Annotated in this window: 13 protein-coding genes and 1 riboswitch; of the genes, 7 read left to right on the top strand and 6 right to left on the bottom strand. The window is 61.6% G+C overall.

What is annotated here, in order from left to right:
• A partial coding sequence (locus tag H6M51_RS20395) for a FecR domain-containing protein (RefSeq protein ID WP_185811634.1) occupies window positions 1-852 on the bottom strand: 852 nt, incomplete at its 3' end.
• 268 nt (window positions 853-1120) lie between these two features.
• Between H6M51_RS20395 and H6M51_RS20390 the strand changes: the two genes are divergently transcribed.
• From H6M51_RS20390 to H6M51_RS20380, 3 genes are all read left to right on the top strand, one after another.
• Complete coding sequence (locus H6M51_RS20390) at window positions 1121-1453, top strand: helix-turn-helix transcriptional regulator (RefSeq protein WP_185811633.1); 333 nt, start codon at window positions 1121-1123, stop codon at window positions 1451-1453.
• 196 nt (window positions 1454-1649) lie between these two features.
• Window positions 1650-2834: an FAD-binding domain-containing protein gene (locus H6M51_RS20385; RefSeq protein WP_185811632.1), complete on the top strand. Its 1185-nt coding sequence runs from the start codon at window positions 1650-1652 to the stop codon at window positions 2832-2834.
• 30 nt (window positions 2835-2864) lie between these two features.
• Window positions 2865-4184 (top strand): AarF/ABC1/UbiB kinase family protein, encoded by a 1320-nt coding sequence (locus tag H6M51_RS20380; protein ID WP_185811631.1) that lies wholly within the window; start codon window positions 2865-2867, stop codon window positions 4182-4184.
• Between the two features lie 260 nt (window positions 4185-4444).
• Here the strand turns inward: H6M51_RS20380 and ribB are convergent, their stop codons facing one another.
• The 5 genes from ribB to H6M51_RS20355 form a co-directional block, all read right to left on the bottom strand.
• Window positions 4445-5083 carry a 3,4-dihydroxy-2-butanone-4-phosphate synthase gene (ribB, locus tag H6M51_RS20375; RefSeq protein WP_185811630.1) on the bottom strand — a complete coding sequence of 213 codons (639 nt, stop codon included), beginning with the start codon at window positions 5081-5083 and terminating at the stop codon, window positions 4445-4447.
• A 116-nt stretch (window positions 5084-5199) separates the two neighbouring features.
• A riboswitch (FMN riboswitch) is annotated at window positions 5200-5344 on the bottom strand.
• A 161-nt stretch (window positions 5345-5505) separates the two neighbouring features.
• Entirely contained in the window at window positions 5506-6294 is a 789-nt protein-coding gene (locus tag H6M51_RS20370) for an SDR family oxidoreductase (protein WP_185811629.1), read from the bottom strand.
• Between the two features lie 18 nt (window positions 6295-6312).
• Window positions 6313-7806, bottom strand: a complete 1494-nt coding sequence (locus tag H6M51_RS20365; protein WP_185811628.1) for a sugar ABC transporter ATP-binding protein — start codon at window positions 7804-7806, stop codon at window positions 6313-6315.
• A gap of 21 nt (window positions 7807-7827) precedes the next feature.
• Window positions 7828-8763 (bottom strand): substrate-binding domain-containing protein, encoded by a 936-nt coding sequence (locus H6M51_RS20360; protein WP_185811627.1) that lies wholly within the window; start codon window positions 8761-8763, stop codon window positions 7828-7830.
• Between the two features lie 118 nt (window positions 8764-8881).
• Window positions 8882-9856 carry an ABC transporter permease gene (locus H6M51_RS20355; RefSeq protein ID WP_185811626.1) on the bottom strand — a complete coding sequence of 325 codons (975 nt, stop codon included), beginning with the start codon at window positions 9854-9856 and terminating at the stop codon, window positions 8882-8884.
• Between the two features lie 203 nt (window positions 9857-10059).
• Between H6M51_RS20355 and H6M51_RS20350 the strand changes: the two genes are divergently transcribed.
• The 4 genes from H6M51_RS20350 to H6M51_RS20335 all read left to right on the top strand — a co-directional run bounded on the left by H6M51_RS20350 (window position 10060) and on the right by H6M51_RS20335 (window position 14348).
• The gene (locus tag H6M51_RS20350) at window positions 10060-10869 is read left to right on the top strand and encodes a transketolase (RefSeq protein WP_185811625.1); all 810 of its coding nucleotides are present in this window, start codon (window positions 10060-10062) and stop codon (window positions 10867-10869) included.
• Window positions 10869-11837 (top strand): transketolase family protein, encoded by a 969-nt coding sequence (locus tag H6M51_RS20345; RefSeq protein WP_185811624.1) that lies wholly within the window; start codon window positions 10869-10871, stop codon window positions 11835-11837. The genes H6M51_RS20350 and H6M51_RS20345 overlap by 1 nt, the downstream gene beginning before the upstream one ends.
• Before the next feature lie 70 nt (window positions 11838-11907).
• A complete protein-coding gene (locus H6M51_RS20340) occupies window positions 11908-13374 on the top strand; it encodes an FGGY-family carbohydrate kinase (RefSeq protein ID WP_185811644.1) in 1467 nt (488 codons plus the stop codon).
• 23 nt (window positions 13375-13397) lie between these two features.
• Complete coding sequence (locus H6M51_RS20335; RefSeq protein WP_185811623.1) at window positions 13398-14348, top strand: sugar-binding transcriptional regulator; 951 nt, start codon at window positions 13398-13400, stop codon at window positions 14346-14348.
• Window positions 14349-14386 lie beyond the last annotated feature (38 nt).

The following is a 14386-nucleotide window of genomic DNA, read 5'->3' as shown; positions in this document are numbered from 1 at the left end:
CCCGCCACCGTGGCCGATCCCGCCACCGTTGCCGTTCCCGCCACCGTTGCCGTTCCCGCCACCGTTTCCGTTCCCGCCACCGTTGCCGTTCCCGCCACCGTTGCCGTTCCCGCCGCCATTGCCGTTTCCACCACCATTGCCGTTGCCACGATTGGCTTCTGTGGCTGAATTGTCGTTCGCCTGAACTCCTTGCTGCCTGTCTCTGCGATCATCGGTCTCGGCTGTCCTGCTGATGGCTTCACCGACGGCTGGTACTAGAGCACGTGAGGGCGCGACGCGGGTGACTGCTGGATCCTGTCCCAGTCCTGCGACCGTCATGCCCGAAGAATCCACCTGAGCTCCCTGGCCGGCTCCGAGATCGCTGCGTTCACCGCTGCTGAAACTCGTGACCTGAACCAAGCCACGTTCGACCGCGACCGCAGCATTGCTCTTGCTTACCTTGACGGTGAATTGCGTCCCCTTGACCACGGCCGCCAGGAAAGGCGTCTGCACCGTGGTATGCGGCCTCTGGCGCTTCTCGATCTCAAGACTGATTTCGCCGATCTGCTGAACCACCTCGGTCTTGCGGTTGTTGTCACGGCCTCGCGTAATGATCGCCGCGAGGGTGTTCGGCTGAAAGGCAATGCTTTCAACACCGCGCACCAGTTGCACGCGTCCGCGTGGGCCTGTCGAGATCCAAGCCGTGTTCGGCACAGACATTCCCCGCTTGACCGGTATCCAGGTGGTTTTGTCGAGCGTATAGGCCACCTGTGTCGTCGCCTTTGTGGCCACCCAGACGTCTCCGGCAGCCGAAGCAGCACCGGCAAGGCAGGTCAGGAACAGGCACAGGACGGCAGAAGCGATATGGCGCATGAGGCAGTCTCCTTTGGAGACCTAATTCAGCACGCGTTCCTTAAGATTCTTCTGAATTTCATAGCGTGGATTTATCGATCGCCGCTTTTGCGCACCTGTTTTGGAGAAATGGTCGCGATCCGGCGATTGCACAGCCGCAACCCGCTTTCACTCTCAAGGCTTGCCACAGTTCAAATCGCAAAATGCTTGATCCTCTGGCTCTCGTTTCTACTTAGCTTTGTGCATCGCTCTCCGCTTTGCCACGCAATTCAGTCTGAAAGGAAATGCCGTGACAACAGGAAGACAGATTGCGGCAGCACGCGCGCTGCTGGGCATGACGGAAGCGGAACTCGCCGAGGCAACAGGTCTTTCGCTGATGGAGCTGAGGCGCATCGAGGTGCGCTATGACGAAGCTGACAACGACGACGGAGCGGTAGCCTCCGTCAAATCCGCTCTCGAAGACGCTGGAATATCCTTCATTGATCCCCGCGCCTCGAGTGCTGCAGGCGGTGAGGGCATACGCCTTTCTGCACCATCGTCCGCCTCGGTCGACACCAACGATGATGAGACGGTGCAGTATCCCGAGATGGCGCAAAACGGCCCTTTCGGTGCGGGTGGTTGATGCCATCTCTATCCCGGTGATCATCATGATCTGCGATGGTCGCAGTCGAGCGTCAGATGGCCGGCAGCAGAAAGGACGAGTTGCCGCAGCGGATCGACAGGGAGGTTAGGCCGCAGGTCCAGCTCTGGTTCGCATGCGTAATATCGGCAAAGCAAGACGAGCAGTCAGTGCACCCGATTGATAGGCCGGAGTAACAATGGCATCCCCCGCATTTCCGCTGACCCGCGCTAACGCATTCGAACGTCTCGATTCATTCCTGCCAGCCGCCGCAGGGGCCTACGCGCGTTTGCGCAACAAGGACAAGGGACAGGGGCAGCATCAGCATGTGTCCCGGCTTTCCGCTGCGTTGCGCCGGCGGCTAATCACTGAACAGGAGGTCGTTTCAGCGGTCCTGAACCGGCATGATCTCGGATCGGCAGAAAAATATGTCAGTGAGGTTTTCTGGCGCACCTACTGGAAAGGTTGGCTCGAACAGCGGCCAACGGTCTGGGAGCAATACCTTGTTGCAGTCAAGGACGCGCTTTCAGGGTTGGAAGCCTCGCCGGGACAAAAGGCGCGACATGCTGCGGCGACCAATGCAAACACCGGGATCGATTGCTTCGACGCCTGGGCTGTGGAACTGCAAGAGACAGGTTACCTCCACAACTGGGCCAGAATGCAATTCGCCTCGATCTGGATCTTCACGCTGGGTCTGCCATGGGAACTCGGAGCCGCCTACATGTTTGATCGCCTCATGGACGCGGATCCGGCATCGAACACCCTGTCCTGGCGATGGGTGGCGGGACTGCATACCGCAGGCAAAGCCTACCTCGCTGATCCCGAGCGCATCCGTGCGATGACCGATGGCCGCTACGTCCCCTCAGGCCTCGCCCGCCAGGCCAGAATTCCCGCAGATACGCTTCGGCTTCCATCTCCGACATCCATTCGCACGATCAGCGCTCCGGATCCTGATCTGGCGACGATGTTGTTGGTGACCACGGAGGATTTGTCGGTCGAAACCATGGCAGTGATGCGCGCTCTTCCGGTCAAGGCGATCGCGTTTATGGAAGGTCGCAACGAATGGGATCGCATCGCCCTGGACGATGCTGTCGCGCGCCTGACCCAAACCTGGCACGCGGCAGTCATTGACCGCGCCCCGGCTCCGAGCGACCTTGCTGCCGCCGCGAAAGCAGCAGGTTGTACACAGATCGCGACGGCCTTCCTGCCGGCAGGCCCCGTCGCCACCGCTCTTCAGCCTTACCGCTCTGAGTTCGCCAGGTCAGGTTTGATCTTCGCGGAGAGCATGCGTGACTGGGACCGGAATGGCTGGCCGCATTGCCGAAAGGGCTTTTTCGCCCTGAAGGAAAAGATACCCGCTCTCGTTCGAAGCGCGAGGCCCTGAGATGTGCTCGAACGCTTTGAAGGTATCAACATGAGCGATCGGGATCGCTATGGACCTGTCCCACAAGGTCGCTTGAGCCGGCTGGCTGCGCTTGGTCAGATCGCCGGCGGCGTTGCTTCCGGTATGGTAGCCGAAGGCCTGAGCCGCCTTGCCAAGGGCGAGCGGCCCCACCTGCGCGACCTCCTGCTGACACCCTCCAATGCTCTGAGAGCCTCCGATCAATTGTCGCGCATGCGTGGGGCGGCCATGAAACTTGGCCAGATGATCTCGCTGGAACCGGGCGAGTTTCTCCCGCCCGAGCTTCAGGAGATTTTCTCGCAACTTCGTGCCACCGCCCATTTCATGCCGACAAGCCAGCTGTCGGCCGCTCTCGCCAATGCCTGGGGTGCGGACTGGCGTCGCCATTTCAGTCACTTCGAGATGACGCCGATCGCCGCAGCGTCGATCGGTCAGGTTCACCGCGGCATCCTGTCATCCGGGCGCAAGGTCGCGGTCAAGGTCCAGTACCCGGGCATTGCCCGAAGCATCGACGCTGACATCGACAACGTGGCGACCTTCCTTCGTCTCTCTGGCCTTCTTCCCTCGGGCCTCAACATCGCGCCACATCTGGAGGAAGCCAAGCGCCAGCTCCGCGAAGAGGCGGACTATCTGCGCGAAGCCGAGGAAATGCGCCGTTTCGGCAAGCTGCTTGCTGACGATGATCGCTTCATAGTGCCGGCCCCGATCGAAGATCTGCTCCGGCCCACCGTCTTGCCGATGGATTTCATCGAAGGCGCGCCCCTTGATGCGCTGCTGCAGGCATCGGAAGCAAAACGGAATGCCGCAATGACGGCGATGTGCGAACTCGCTCTGAGAGAACTATTCGTCTTCGGCCATATGCAGACGGATCCCAACTTCGCCAATTACCTCTGGAGACCGTCGGACGGTCGTATCGCGCTTCTCGATTTTGGTGCCGTCCGGGCCGTGTCCGAGGCGAGCGCCTCGGACTATCGGACTCTTCTCAGGGCGACGCTTGCCGGGAGCGTGAAAGAGGTCGGTGATGCCTTGATTGACATGCAGTACATGTCCCGCGCCCAGACTGCGCGTTATGGCCAAACGCTGGACGAGATGACCCGTATCGTCCTCGACCATGTCTTCAGGGCGCCCGGAGGGCTGACCGACTTCAGCGATCGTGGTCCGCTTGTCGAGATCCGACAGCGCGCCATCCCGATCTCTGCCGACCGTGCGTTGTGGCCCCTGCCGTCTCCCGACAAGATGTTTTTGCAGCGCAAGATCACTGGCCTCGCTTTGCTCGCCATGAAGCTGCGTGTGCGCCTGCCGATTGCAGGCATGCTGGCAGACTATGCTTGAGAGCTTGGTGGCGCGTGCATGGTCAACGGGGAGCGCCACGTCGCTAGCGATATTGCCATGTGAAGCGGTCGGACCTCACATGGTCTCTCACCGTAAAACGCGCGCAATGTGAGCTTCAACATTGACTTAGAGGGTGAGGGGCCCCCTCCATCCGCCCTGTCATTTTAAGGCAGCGACAGGTCGCCACCCTCGTTGAACCTGCACGATGCAGGCTCTCGGAGGCGGCAACCTGTCTCTTGCGGGGAATGCAGCGGCCCCTGTCAGGCTGCAACAGCAGCCTTGGATGCATCATGGCTGCCAGCCCGATAGCGGATGAGGTCCTCGATCGAGATCAGCGGCAGACCATGCAGCTTGCAGAATTCGATGAGATCAGGGAGCCGCGCCATTGTCCCGTCGTCGTTGGCGACCTCGCAGATGACGCCGGACGGTCTGGCACCAATCAGCCGCGCAAGATCGACGGCGGCCTCCGTATGCCCCGGACGGCCCAGCACACCTTCCGGATGGGCACGCAGGGGAAAGATATGTCCCGGCCGCGCGAAGTCCGCAGGTTTGCTTGCCTCATCCATCAGTGCCCGCACGGTCGCGGCTCTGTCTGCCGCCGAAATCCCGGTGGTGGTCCCGTGGATATAGTCCACAGACACCGTGAAGGCCGTCTTGAGGTATTCTGTGTTGTTCGGGACCATCAGCGGGATGTCGAGTGCATCCAGCCGCTCGCCTTCCATGGCAATGCAGACCAGCCCACGGGCATGCTTCATCATGAAGGCAATCGTTTCCGGCGTCACATGGTCTGATGCGACGATGATATCGCCTTCATTCTCGCGGTCCTCGTCGTCGACGACGACGACCATCCCTCCACGCGCGAGGGTCTTTAATGCGTCTTCAATTTTCGAAAGTGTCATTCCAGTGCCTTTCAAGGGTTACCGCGTGAGCGGTCAAAACACGACCTCACGGTCGCCATTCCATCCCTTGGGCGAACACAGCACACACGCCTCCCTCGGCAGGGAGCCGCTATAGCCGATGCTCTCTTTCATCCGGACTCTAACCGTCGGCTCCGGCATCGCACCGGATCTGCTGCCTTTCACCGAGATGAAAGCGCTCGCGGGCTCCCGGCCAAGCCGGATACCGCCGGTGGGGAATTTCACCCCGCCCTGAGAACCCTATTAAGGTAGGGGAGGAGATACCGGTTTTTCAAGCGAAAACTAAGAAAACGAAGCAATTTCCGGGCAAATGTCGCAACCCCGTATGTGAACGTCGCGAAACAAAAAAAGCACGGTGCAGAGCGCACCGTGCAGGCTTGGGAGGCCTTTGTCTTTTGTGCCGATCACCAGCAGCAGAAGCCGCCATCGACGAGGAGATCGACGCCGGTAACGAAGCTTGCGGCGTTCGAGAGCAGAAAGACCGCCGGTCCGACCATCTCGTCCACGGTTGCCATCCGTTGCATTGGGGTCTGCTCCTCGAAGAGCTTGGTCTGATGAACCATCTCGGGGCGCGTGTTCATCGGGGTTGCGGTATAGCCGGGGCTGATCGTGTTGACGCGGATGCCGCGCCCGACCCATTCCATCGCCATCGACTTTGACATGTGAATGACGCCAGCCTTGGAAGCGTTGTAGTGGCACTGGTTGAGACCGCGATTGACGATCACGCCCGACATCGAAGCGATGTTGACGATCGAGCCTCGACCGTTCTTCAGCATGGCGCGGGCTTCCGCCTGGCAGGAGAGAAAGACACCCTTGAGGTTGATGTCCATCATCGTCTGGAACTGGCTTTCCTCCATCTCCTCCGCCGGATTGGCATTGGCGATGCCGGCCGCATTGACGGCAAGCGTCAGCGGTCCGAGTTCGGCTTCCGTGCGCGAGACAGCCTCGTTCAGAGCGGCTGATTGCGTCACGTCCGCAGCGATTTCGATGCTGCGGCGGCCTGCGGCCGTAACGTATCGTGCGGTCGTCGCCAGCCCGTCATCGGTGCGGCGGTCGAGCAGCGCGACATCGGCACCGCATTGTGCAAGGCCGATCGCAATCCGTTGACCGATGCCGCTACCGGCGCCCGTCACCAGCGCGACATTCCCTGAGAGATCGAAGAGTTTCGGGGCGTTCAAAGTCATGTCCGACATGGGTAGTTCTCCTGCAATTCAGATCGTGGCCAGTTCCATGACCGACACGTCGTTGGCATCCGCGCGATCGAGGATGCCCGCTTGTTTTCCCTGAGCCATTACCATGATCCGGTTGGAGACGCCGAGAACCTCTTCCAGATCCGAGCTGACCACGATGACGGCAATACCCTGGCGCGCGAGATCCATGATCGTGTCGTAGATCGATGATCGTGCTCCGACGTCGATGCCCCGCGTCGGCTCGTCGAGCACGACAACCTTGGGGTTCCGCGCGAGCCATTTGGCCAGCACGACCTTCTGCTGGTTGCCGCCCGAAAGTTCGCCGGCATTCTGCTCGCCACGCCCTTTGACACCAAATTTCTGGATGTAGGTGTTGGCAAAACTGCTCAGCCGCTTCGACGTCATCCAGCCGTTGCTGGAGACGGCATCGAAATTCGCGTAGCCGATGTTTTCGGTGATGGAATGGTCGAGAACCAGTCCCTGCAGCTTGCGGTCCTCCGGTACGAGCACTACGCCGTTGTCGATCGCATCACGCGGGGTGCGCGGGGTGATGTCCTTGCCATTAAGGATGACCTTGCCGCTGGCAATCGGGTCTGCGCCGGTGATGGCGCGCACGAGTTCGGTCCGACCGGCGCCGACAAGACCGGCTATGCCGAAGACCTCGCCACGTTTAACGGAAAAGTCGATGTCACGGAAAGTGCCCGACGGCGAGGAAAGGCCGCGCACTTCGAGCATCACTTGATTCTGTGGGGCGGGGACCGCCGGGAACATGCGGTCCAGCGACCGACCGACCATGGCCTCGACGATGGTCCGGATCGGCACATCGCCGCGATCGAATTCCTGGACCTTCGAGCCGTCACGCATGACGACGATACGATCCGCGATCTGCCGGATCTCCTCGAGGCGATGGGAAATATAGATGATACCGACACCGTCGGCCTTCAGCCGCTCGATCTGCCGAAACAGGAGCTGCGTTTCCTCGCCACCCAGGGCAGCGGTAGGTTCGTCCAGGATCAGCAGCTTGGCATTCAGCGTCATCGCCTTGGCGATCTCGATCAACTGCTGCTTGGCTGTCGACAAGCCCTCCACAAGGCGCCGGGGCGAAACATCAAGTCCGAGCCGCTGAAGCCCGGCATGGGCGCGTTCTTCCATGGCTTGCCGGTCGATGCGTCCGCCCTTGGTCAGGTAGCGGCCGACGAAGACGTTCTCGGCGATCGACAATTGCGGCAGAAGCTTCAGCTCCTGGTGGATCATGCCGAGGCCGGCATCCATGGCTGCGCGCGGCGTCGCCGGCGCGTAAGGCTCGCCGCACCAGGTCATCTGGCCTGAGGTAGGCTGAACGGCACCGGAAATGATCCTCGACAGGGTCGATTTTCCGGCGCCGTTTTCGCCCAGCAGCGCCACGACTTCACCCGCTCTCACATCGAGGTCGATGCCGTGCAGGACCTCGAGCGATCCGTAGACCTTGCGGATCTGCCGGAGCGAGAGGATGGGAGGGAGGTCGTTGGCAGTCATGGCGCTGTCTTCCGGTCGTAATCAGGGATGTTCGGCAACGAACTTCGCTGCGTTCTCCGGCGTCGTCAGGAAGCCCGGAAGCAGCTGCTCGGCTGGGAGCTTCTCACCGGCAGCAAGCTTGATGGCGCTGTCGACTGCGAGGCGCCCGATGCCGCGAACCTGCTGTGTTGCGGTGGCGTCGAAGCCGCCTTCAGCCAGGATCGGCAGAGCCGTGGTGTCACCGTCGAAGCCGCCGACATAGACGCGCTGCGAAACGCCGGAGACCTTGACAGCCTGTGCGGCGCCGAGAGCCAGACCGTCAGCCTGAGCGAAGATCAGCGACACGTCCGGATGAGCCTGCAGCAGGTTCTGGCCGATGTTGAGGCCCTCTGCCTGCGACCACTGCTCGCTCCACTGCTGAGCCACCAGTTCGACACCGGCATTTTCGCCGATCGCCTTCATGCAGCCTTTGGTGCGCTCGACTTCCGGCGTCGTGCCCTTCTGGCCATGGATCATGATCATCTTGCCCTTGCCGCCGGCAAGACCAATGATGTGCTTGCAGACTTCGTAGGCCGACGTGGCGTTGTCTGTGGCAATGAAGGTGTCGCCCGGAGCTTCGTCGGCATTGCGGTCGACGTTGACGACCGGGATGCCGGCTTCCTTGGCGAGACGGGTCGGAACCGCGGCAGCGGCCGCACCGGCAGGAATGTAGATGAACGCGTCGATGTCCTGCGTCAGGAGGTCCTGAACCTGGCTGACCTGGGTCGCGCTGTCATTCTTGGCGTCGACGGTGATGACCTCGATGCCCTTCTCCTTGGCATAGGCCTCGACGCCGATCTTGATCTGGTTGAAGTAGTCGGCCTGCAGGTTCGACACGGCGAGCCCGATCTTCTTCACCTCTTCGGCAGAAGCGCCGAGCGGGTTGAGAGCAGTCGTCGCCAGTGCTGCGGCGGCCAGAAGCATGGTCTTTAATTTCATGGTAGATCTCCTCCGTTGTTTCGGGACCCCGCTACCATCGCAGGACCGAAGGTTTGCCTGGCTTTTGCCCGGCGTTGAACTGGCGGCGATACCGCCAAACTGATCGGCTATCGAAGCGTCATTTCCTCTTGATGGCTTCGGCAGCGACTGCGAGTGCGATGACGACACCGATCACGACAGCCTGCGTGAAGGGCGAGACCCCGAGAAGGTTCAGGCCGTTGCGCAAGACGCCGATGATCAGGACGCCGATGATGGTTCCGAGAATGCCGCCCTTGCCGCCGCTGAGGCTGGTTCCGCCGATGACGACGGCCGCGATCGTGTCGAGCTCGTAGGAGACGCCGGCGGTGGGCTGCACCGAATCCAGACGCATGGCGAGTACAACGCCAGCCAGGCCGGCAAGCAGGCCGGACACGACATAGACGCCGATCGTGTAGAGGTTGACATTGATCCCGGCGAGGCGGGCGACTTCCTGGTTCCCACCGATTGCGTAGAGCGAACGTCCGCCGGACGTGTAGCGCAGATACAGCCAGCCAAGCACGAAGACCACCAGCATGACGGCCACGGTCAGCGTCAGGAAACCTCCATAGCGCGTATAGGCGAGCAGGCTGAACCAGGAGGGAAAGCCGACGATCTGCTGGCCGTCGGTGATCATGTTTGCGAGGCCCCGCGCCACCGACATCATTGCCAGCGTGGCGATGAAGGCTGGCACCCCGAGTGCGGTGATCAATATTCCGGATATGGCCCCTGTTGCAGCGGCCACGCCAAGCGCAAGCAGGATCCCGACCGGCAAGGGAAGTCCGACCTGGTTCGCGAGATAGCCCATCACCATCATCGTCAGGGCGAGCACGGAGCCGACCGCCAGATCGATGCCGCCGATCAGGATGACCATGGTCATGCCCACCGCCATGATGCCGAGCACCGTGATCTGGTCGAGCACGTTGAGAAGGTTCCGGGCCGACATGAACTTGTCGGTGGCAAAGGACAGGAAGATGCACAGCAGGATGAGCCCGATCAACGGACCGGTCGTCCCCCTCAGTGCCGCCAGAGCACTCGCTCCCGCGCCGCGCTCTTGGTCTGTCGCTGATATCGACATCCATGCCTCCCATGCTACCCCGGCATCTCACTGCCGGTATAAATATTCATTGTTGTCTGTAAATTCGTAGCGCAGCGTTCCGGGGGCTGTCAACTGCCCTCATCGTGCCTCGATAGAGATTTAATTTGAGCCGTCCCGCTTGACAGGGAAACATCTCATGCAATTATATGAGGTGTGGCATATTTATTCACTATGAGGTTTCCATGCAGCCGAATGATCTCGACCGCATCGCAAGGCAGATACGCCTTCGCGATCTCCAGGCGGTTTACGAAGCGGGCGCTGGCCATGTCGGCGGAGAAATGTCGGCGATCGACATTTTGACGGCTCTGTATTTTCAGGTTTTGCGCATATGGCCGGATCAACCGAAACACCCGGAACGGGATCGCTTCGTCCTGTCAAAGGGCCATGTCGCCCTGGCGCTCTACGTGACGCTCGCCAAGCGCGGTTTTATCCCGGAAGACGAGATCTCGACCTTCCTGAAGCCACATTCGCGCCTCAACGGCCATCCGAACTGCAACAAGGTCCCGGGCGTTGAAACCAATACCGGCCCTCTCGGGCATGGCCTTCCCGTTGCTGTCGGTATGGCAAAGGCAGCAAAACTGACCGGTGCCGCCTATCGCACCTATGTTCTGACCGGCGATGGCGAAATGCAGGAGGGATCGAACTGGGAGGCGATTTCGTCGGCCGCCCAGTTCGGCCTCGACAACCTCACGCTGATCATCGACCACAACCGGTTCCAGCAGGGCGCCGCCTTGAGCGACACCAACAACATGGCACCCTTCGCGTCCAAGCTTCGGGCCTTCGGTTGGGATGTCACGGAGATCAACGGCAATGAGATGGCCGAGATTGTCCCGGCGCTTCAGCACCGGTCCGACCGTCCTCACTGCATCGTTGCCCATACCAACAAGGGACACGGCATTTCCTTCATGCAGGACCGCGTCGATTGGCATCACAAGGTGCCGAACGCCGAACAATACAAAATTGCTCTCGCCGAGCTCTCGGAGGTGCTGTGATGAACGCCGTGACCATGACCGAAAAACTGCATGACTGCCGCGATGCGTTCGTCTCTGTCCTTGAGCGCCTTGGCGCAGAGAACTCGAAGGTCGTGGCCGTGTGCAACGACTCCGTCGGCTCCTCGAAGCTCGGCGGCTTCAAGGCAAAATGGCCGGAACGGCTGGTCAATGTCGGGATTGCCGAACAGAACATGGTCGGCGTCGGCGCAGGTCTCGCCAATGGCGGGCTCCTGCCTTTTGTCTGCGGTGCCTCCTGCTTCCTGACCGGCCGCTCGCTCGAGCAGGTCAAGGCCGACATTGCCTACTCCAACGCCAATGTGAAGCTCGTCGGCATATCCTCGGGCATGGCCTATGGCGAACTGGGACCGACCCACCACTCGATCGAGGATTTTGCCTGGATGCGGGTGCTGCCCAACTTGCCCGTCATCGCGCCCTGCGATTCCATCGAGACGGCTGCGGCCGTGGAATGGGCGGCCCGCTACGAAGGGCCCGTGTTCCTGCGCCTGTCGCGTGTCGGCGTGCCGGACCTCCTGCCGCAGGGCCACGTCTTCGAACCCGGCAAGGCCAACCTGCTGCGCGACGGCGATGCCATCACCCTGATCGCAAACGGCACGCTCACCCATCGTGCCATGAAGGCCGCCAAGATCCTCGCTACCCGGGGCATCGAGGCCCGCGTGCTCAACATGGCGACGGTTCGCCCGGTCGATGTCGACAGCGTGGTGGCAGCAGCCCGCGAAACCGGCGCCATTCTCACGGCCGAAGAACATTCTGTCTATGGTGGCCTCGGCTCCGCGATCGCCGAAGTCATCGTCGCAGAAGCGCCGGTTCCGATGAAGATCCTCGGCGTTCCCGGTATCTTTGCACCAACCGGATCGGCGGAGTTCCTGCTCGACGAATTCGGCATGGCGCCGGAGGCCATGGCAAACGCTGCCGAAGAACTGCTGGCGCGCAAGCGCAGGCGCAGCTAACGGCTAATACTCTCCAGGATGTCGCCGCACGCAGCACGGCGGCATCTGACCGCTTTCGGAGCTCGACATGATCACCGCCATTCTTGCCATCGACCAGGGGACCACCAACTCGAAGGCCGTACTCGTGTCGAGCGATGGCATCATCATGGCGCGCGGGTCTTCCCCCGTCGGTATCTCGCATCCGCAGCCCGGCTGGGTGGAGCAGGATGCCGACCGCGTCTGGGCCTCGGTTCTGGAAGCGATTGCCGCCTGCTTGGTCAATGCGCCGCCGGTCTCCATTGCCGGGATTGCGATCTCCAATCAGCGTGAGTCTGTGACCATCTGGGATGGCGGGACCGGTGAACCGCTCGGCCCTGTTGTCAGCTGGCAGTGCCGGCGCAGTGCGCCTGTCTGTGCCGAACTCAAGGCCGCCGGGCATTCCGCCCGGGTCGAGGCCCTGACCGGCCTTCCGATCGATCCGATGTTTCCCGGCCCCAAGATGAAATGGCTCCTCGACCGCGCGCCGGCGGGAAGATCGATCCGGCTCGGTACAATCGATTCCTGGCTGATCCACCGTTTCACCGGCGGAAAGGTGCATGCCTGCGATGCATCGAATGCGGCCCGCAGCCAGCTTCTCGATCTCAACAAAATGGCGTGGAGCGACGAGCTTTCAGCCCTTTTTGGCGTGCCCACGGCCTATCTGCCGGAGGTTCGCGACAGTGCGTCGCGGTTCGGGGAGACCCTTGGTGTCCCCGGCCTGCCGGACGGGATACCGATTGCGGCGGCGATCGGGGACAGCCATGCAGCCCTCTTCGGTCATGGCGCCTTCGAACCCGGCGACGGAAAGGTCACCTTCGGCACCGGTTCGTCGATCATGACGACCCTGCCGCACTTCATCGCGCCGCAGAACGGCATCACCACGACGATCGCCTGGTCGCTCGGCGGCACCCCGACCTATGCCTTCGAAGGCAATATCCTGGTCTCGGCCGCATCGTTGCCATGGATGGTCGAGATTCTGGGTCTACCGGATGTTCAGGCGCTGGTTGACCTTGCGAGCACTGCGGAGCCGGAGGGGCCGGGCTTCGTGCCGGCCTTTGTCGGTCTCGGCGCCCCGCATTGGCATGCCGATGCACGCGCCCTGTTTTCGGGGATCACGTTCAACACGACACGGGCGCAAATGGCTCGGGCCGTTACCGATTCCATCGCCTTCCAAGTCCATGACGTCTTCAAGGCCATGGTCGCCCAGTCCCCGGCGCCGCTGGGTCGGTTGTTCGTTGACGGTGGACCGAGCAAGAATACCTTCCTGATGCAATGCGTCGCCGATGCTCTCGACCATCCCGTGATCCAATGCGATGCCGCTGAAGCCTCCGCGCTGGGCGCCGCCTATCTCGCAGGCCTGACACTCGGTCTCTGGAACGGTCTGGATGCGATCAAGGCCCTGCCGCGCAAGACAGCGACACTCGATGCAAAAGAGAGCGATGTCAGAAGGCGTCTGACGACCTGGCAGGATGCAATCTTCCGCTCGACCGTTTCACCGACTTCATCTATGGGTGAATAAAAATTCACCCATCGGAGGGGTTCATGGGACGTCTCAACGAGCTTCGACTTATCGCCCGCGTCGCGCAGATGTATCATGCGGAGGGCAAGCGGCAGGCGGAGATTGCCGAGATCATGCATATGTCGCAGGCCACCGTCTCGCGCATGCTGAAGCGGGCGGAGATGGAAGGGATCGTCAGAACCACGATCATTCCGCCGCCGGGCACGTTTGCCGATCTGGAAATGGCGCTGCGCGATCGATACGGCCTGACCGAAGCCATCGTCATCGACTGTTCGGAAGATCGCGATGGCGCGATCATGGCCCGCATCGGCGAGGCCGCCGCGCACTTCGTCGAAGTCACCCTGCAACAGGATGAGGTGATCGGCGTTTCCAGCTGGAGCCAGACCATCCTGCGCATGGTGGACAACATCCATCCGCTGAAGACGGGCCGCGCCAAATACATCGTCCAGATCCTGGGCGGCATGGGCGAAGCCTCTGTTCAGACTCATGCCACCCAGCTGACCGCGAGGCTTGCGAAACTCACCGGCGGCGAGCCGCGACTGCTGCTTGTCCAGGGCATCACCTCGTCGCGGGAGGCAAAGCTCGTGATGCTGGCTGACCCGGTGGTCCGCGGCACGATGGATCTCTTCGGCCGCCTGACGCTCGCCATCATCGGCATCGGCGCCGTCGAGCCGTCGGAGCTTCTGGCGCGCTCCGGCAACGTCTTCTCGCGCCAGGAGATGGCGATGCTGCACGACGCGGGTGCGGTCGGCGAAATCTCGTTCCGCTTTTACGACCGTGACGGCAAACCGGTCGAGACCCCGCTCAACGAGCGGGTCATCGGCATCTCGCTTGAGGATCTGCGCAAGGCCGACCGGGTGATGGCGCTGGCCGGCGGAGAATCGAAGACCGAGGCGATCGCCGGTGCCCTCAGGATGGGCATCATCGACGTCCTCGTGACGGACAAGTTTACGGCGGCCCGTCTAACGGCCTGACGCTCAATTCCGGGCGGACTGTCGGATCGGCTGCATCA

It is taken from the genome of Rhizobium sp. AQ_MP, assembly GCF_014237835.1.
Classification (GTDB): domain Bacteria; phylum Pseudomonadota; class Alphaproteobacteria; order Rhizobiales; family Rhizobiaceae; genus Allorhizobium.
Note: the sequence above shows the minus strand (reverse complement) of the source record. Positions and strands in the feature narration are given on the sequence as shown.

Excerpts from the sequence above, each read along its gene's own strand:
- H6M51_RS20385 (WP_185811632.1), top strand. The coding sequence starts at position 1,650 with ATGGCATCCCCCGCATTTCCGCTGACCCGCGCTAACGCATTCGAACGT.
- ribB (WP_185811630.1), bottom strand. The coding sequence starts at position 5,083 with ATGACACTTTCGAAAATTGAAGACGCATTAAAGACCCTCGCGCGTGGA.
- H6M51_RS20350 (WP_185811625.1), top strand. The coding sequence starts at position 10,060 with ATGCAGCCGAATGATCTCGACCGCATCGCAAGGCAGATACGCCTTCGC.
- H6M51_RS20345 (WP_185811624.1), top strand. The coding sequence starts at position 10,869 with ATGAACGCCGTGACCATGACCGAAAAACTGCATGACTGCCGCGATGCG.
- H6M51_RS20360 (WP_185811627.1), bottom strand. The coding sequence starts at position 8,763 with ATGAAATTAAAGACCATGCTTCTGGCCGCCGCAGCACTGGCGACGACT.
- H6M51_RS20380 (WP_185811631.1), top strand. The coding sequence starts at position 2,865 with ATGAGCGATCGGGATCGCTATGGACCTGTCCCACAAGGTCGCTTGAGC.
- H6M51_RS20370 (WP_185811629.1), bottom strand. The coding sequence starts at position 6,294 with ATGTCGGACATGACTTTGAACGCCCCGAAACTCTTCGATCTCTCAGGG.
- H6M51_RS20365 (WP_185811628.1), bottom strand. The coding sequence starts at position 7,806 with ATGACTGCCAACGACCTCCCTCCCATCCTCTCGCTCCGGCAGATCCGC.
- H6M51_RS20355 (WP_185811626.1), bottom strand. The coding sequence starts at position 9,856 with ATGTCGATATCAGCGACAGACCAAGAGCGCGGCGCGGGAGCGAGTGCT.
- H6M51_RS20335 (WP_185811623.1), top strand. The coding sequence starts at position 13,398 with ATGGGACGTCTCAACGAGCTTCGACTTATCGCCCGCGTCGCGCAGATG.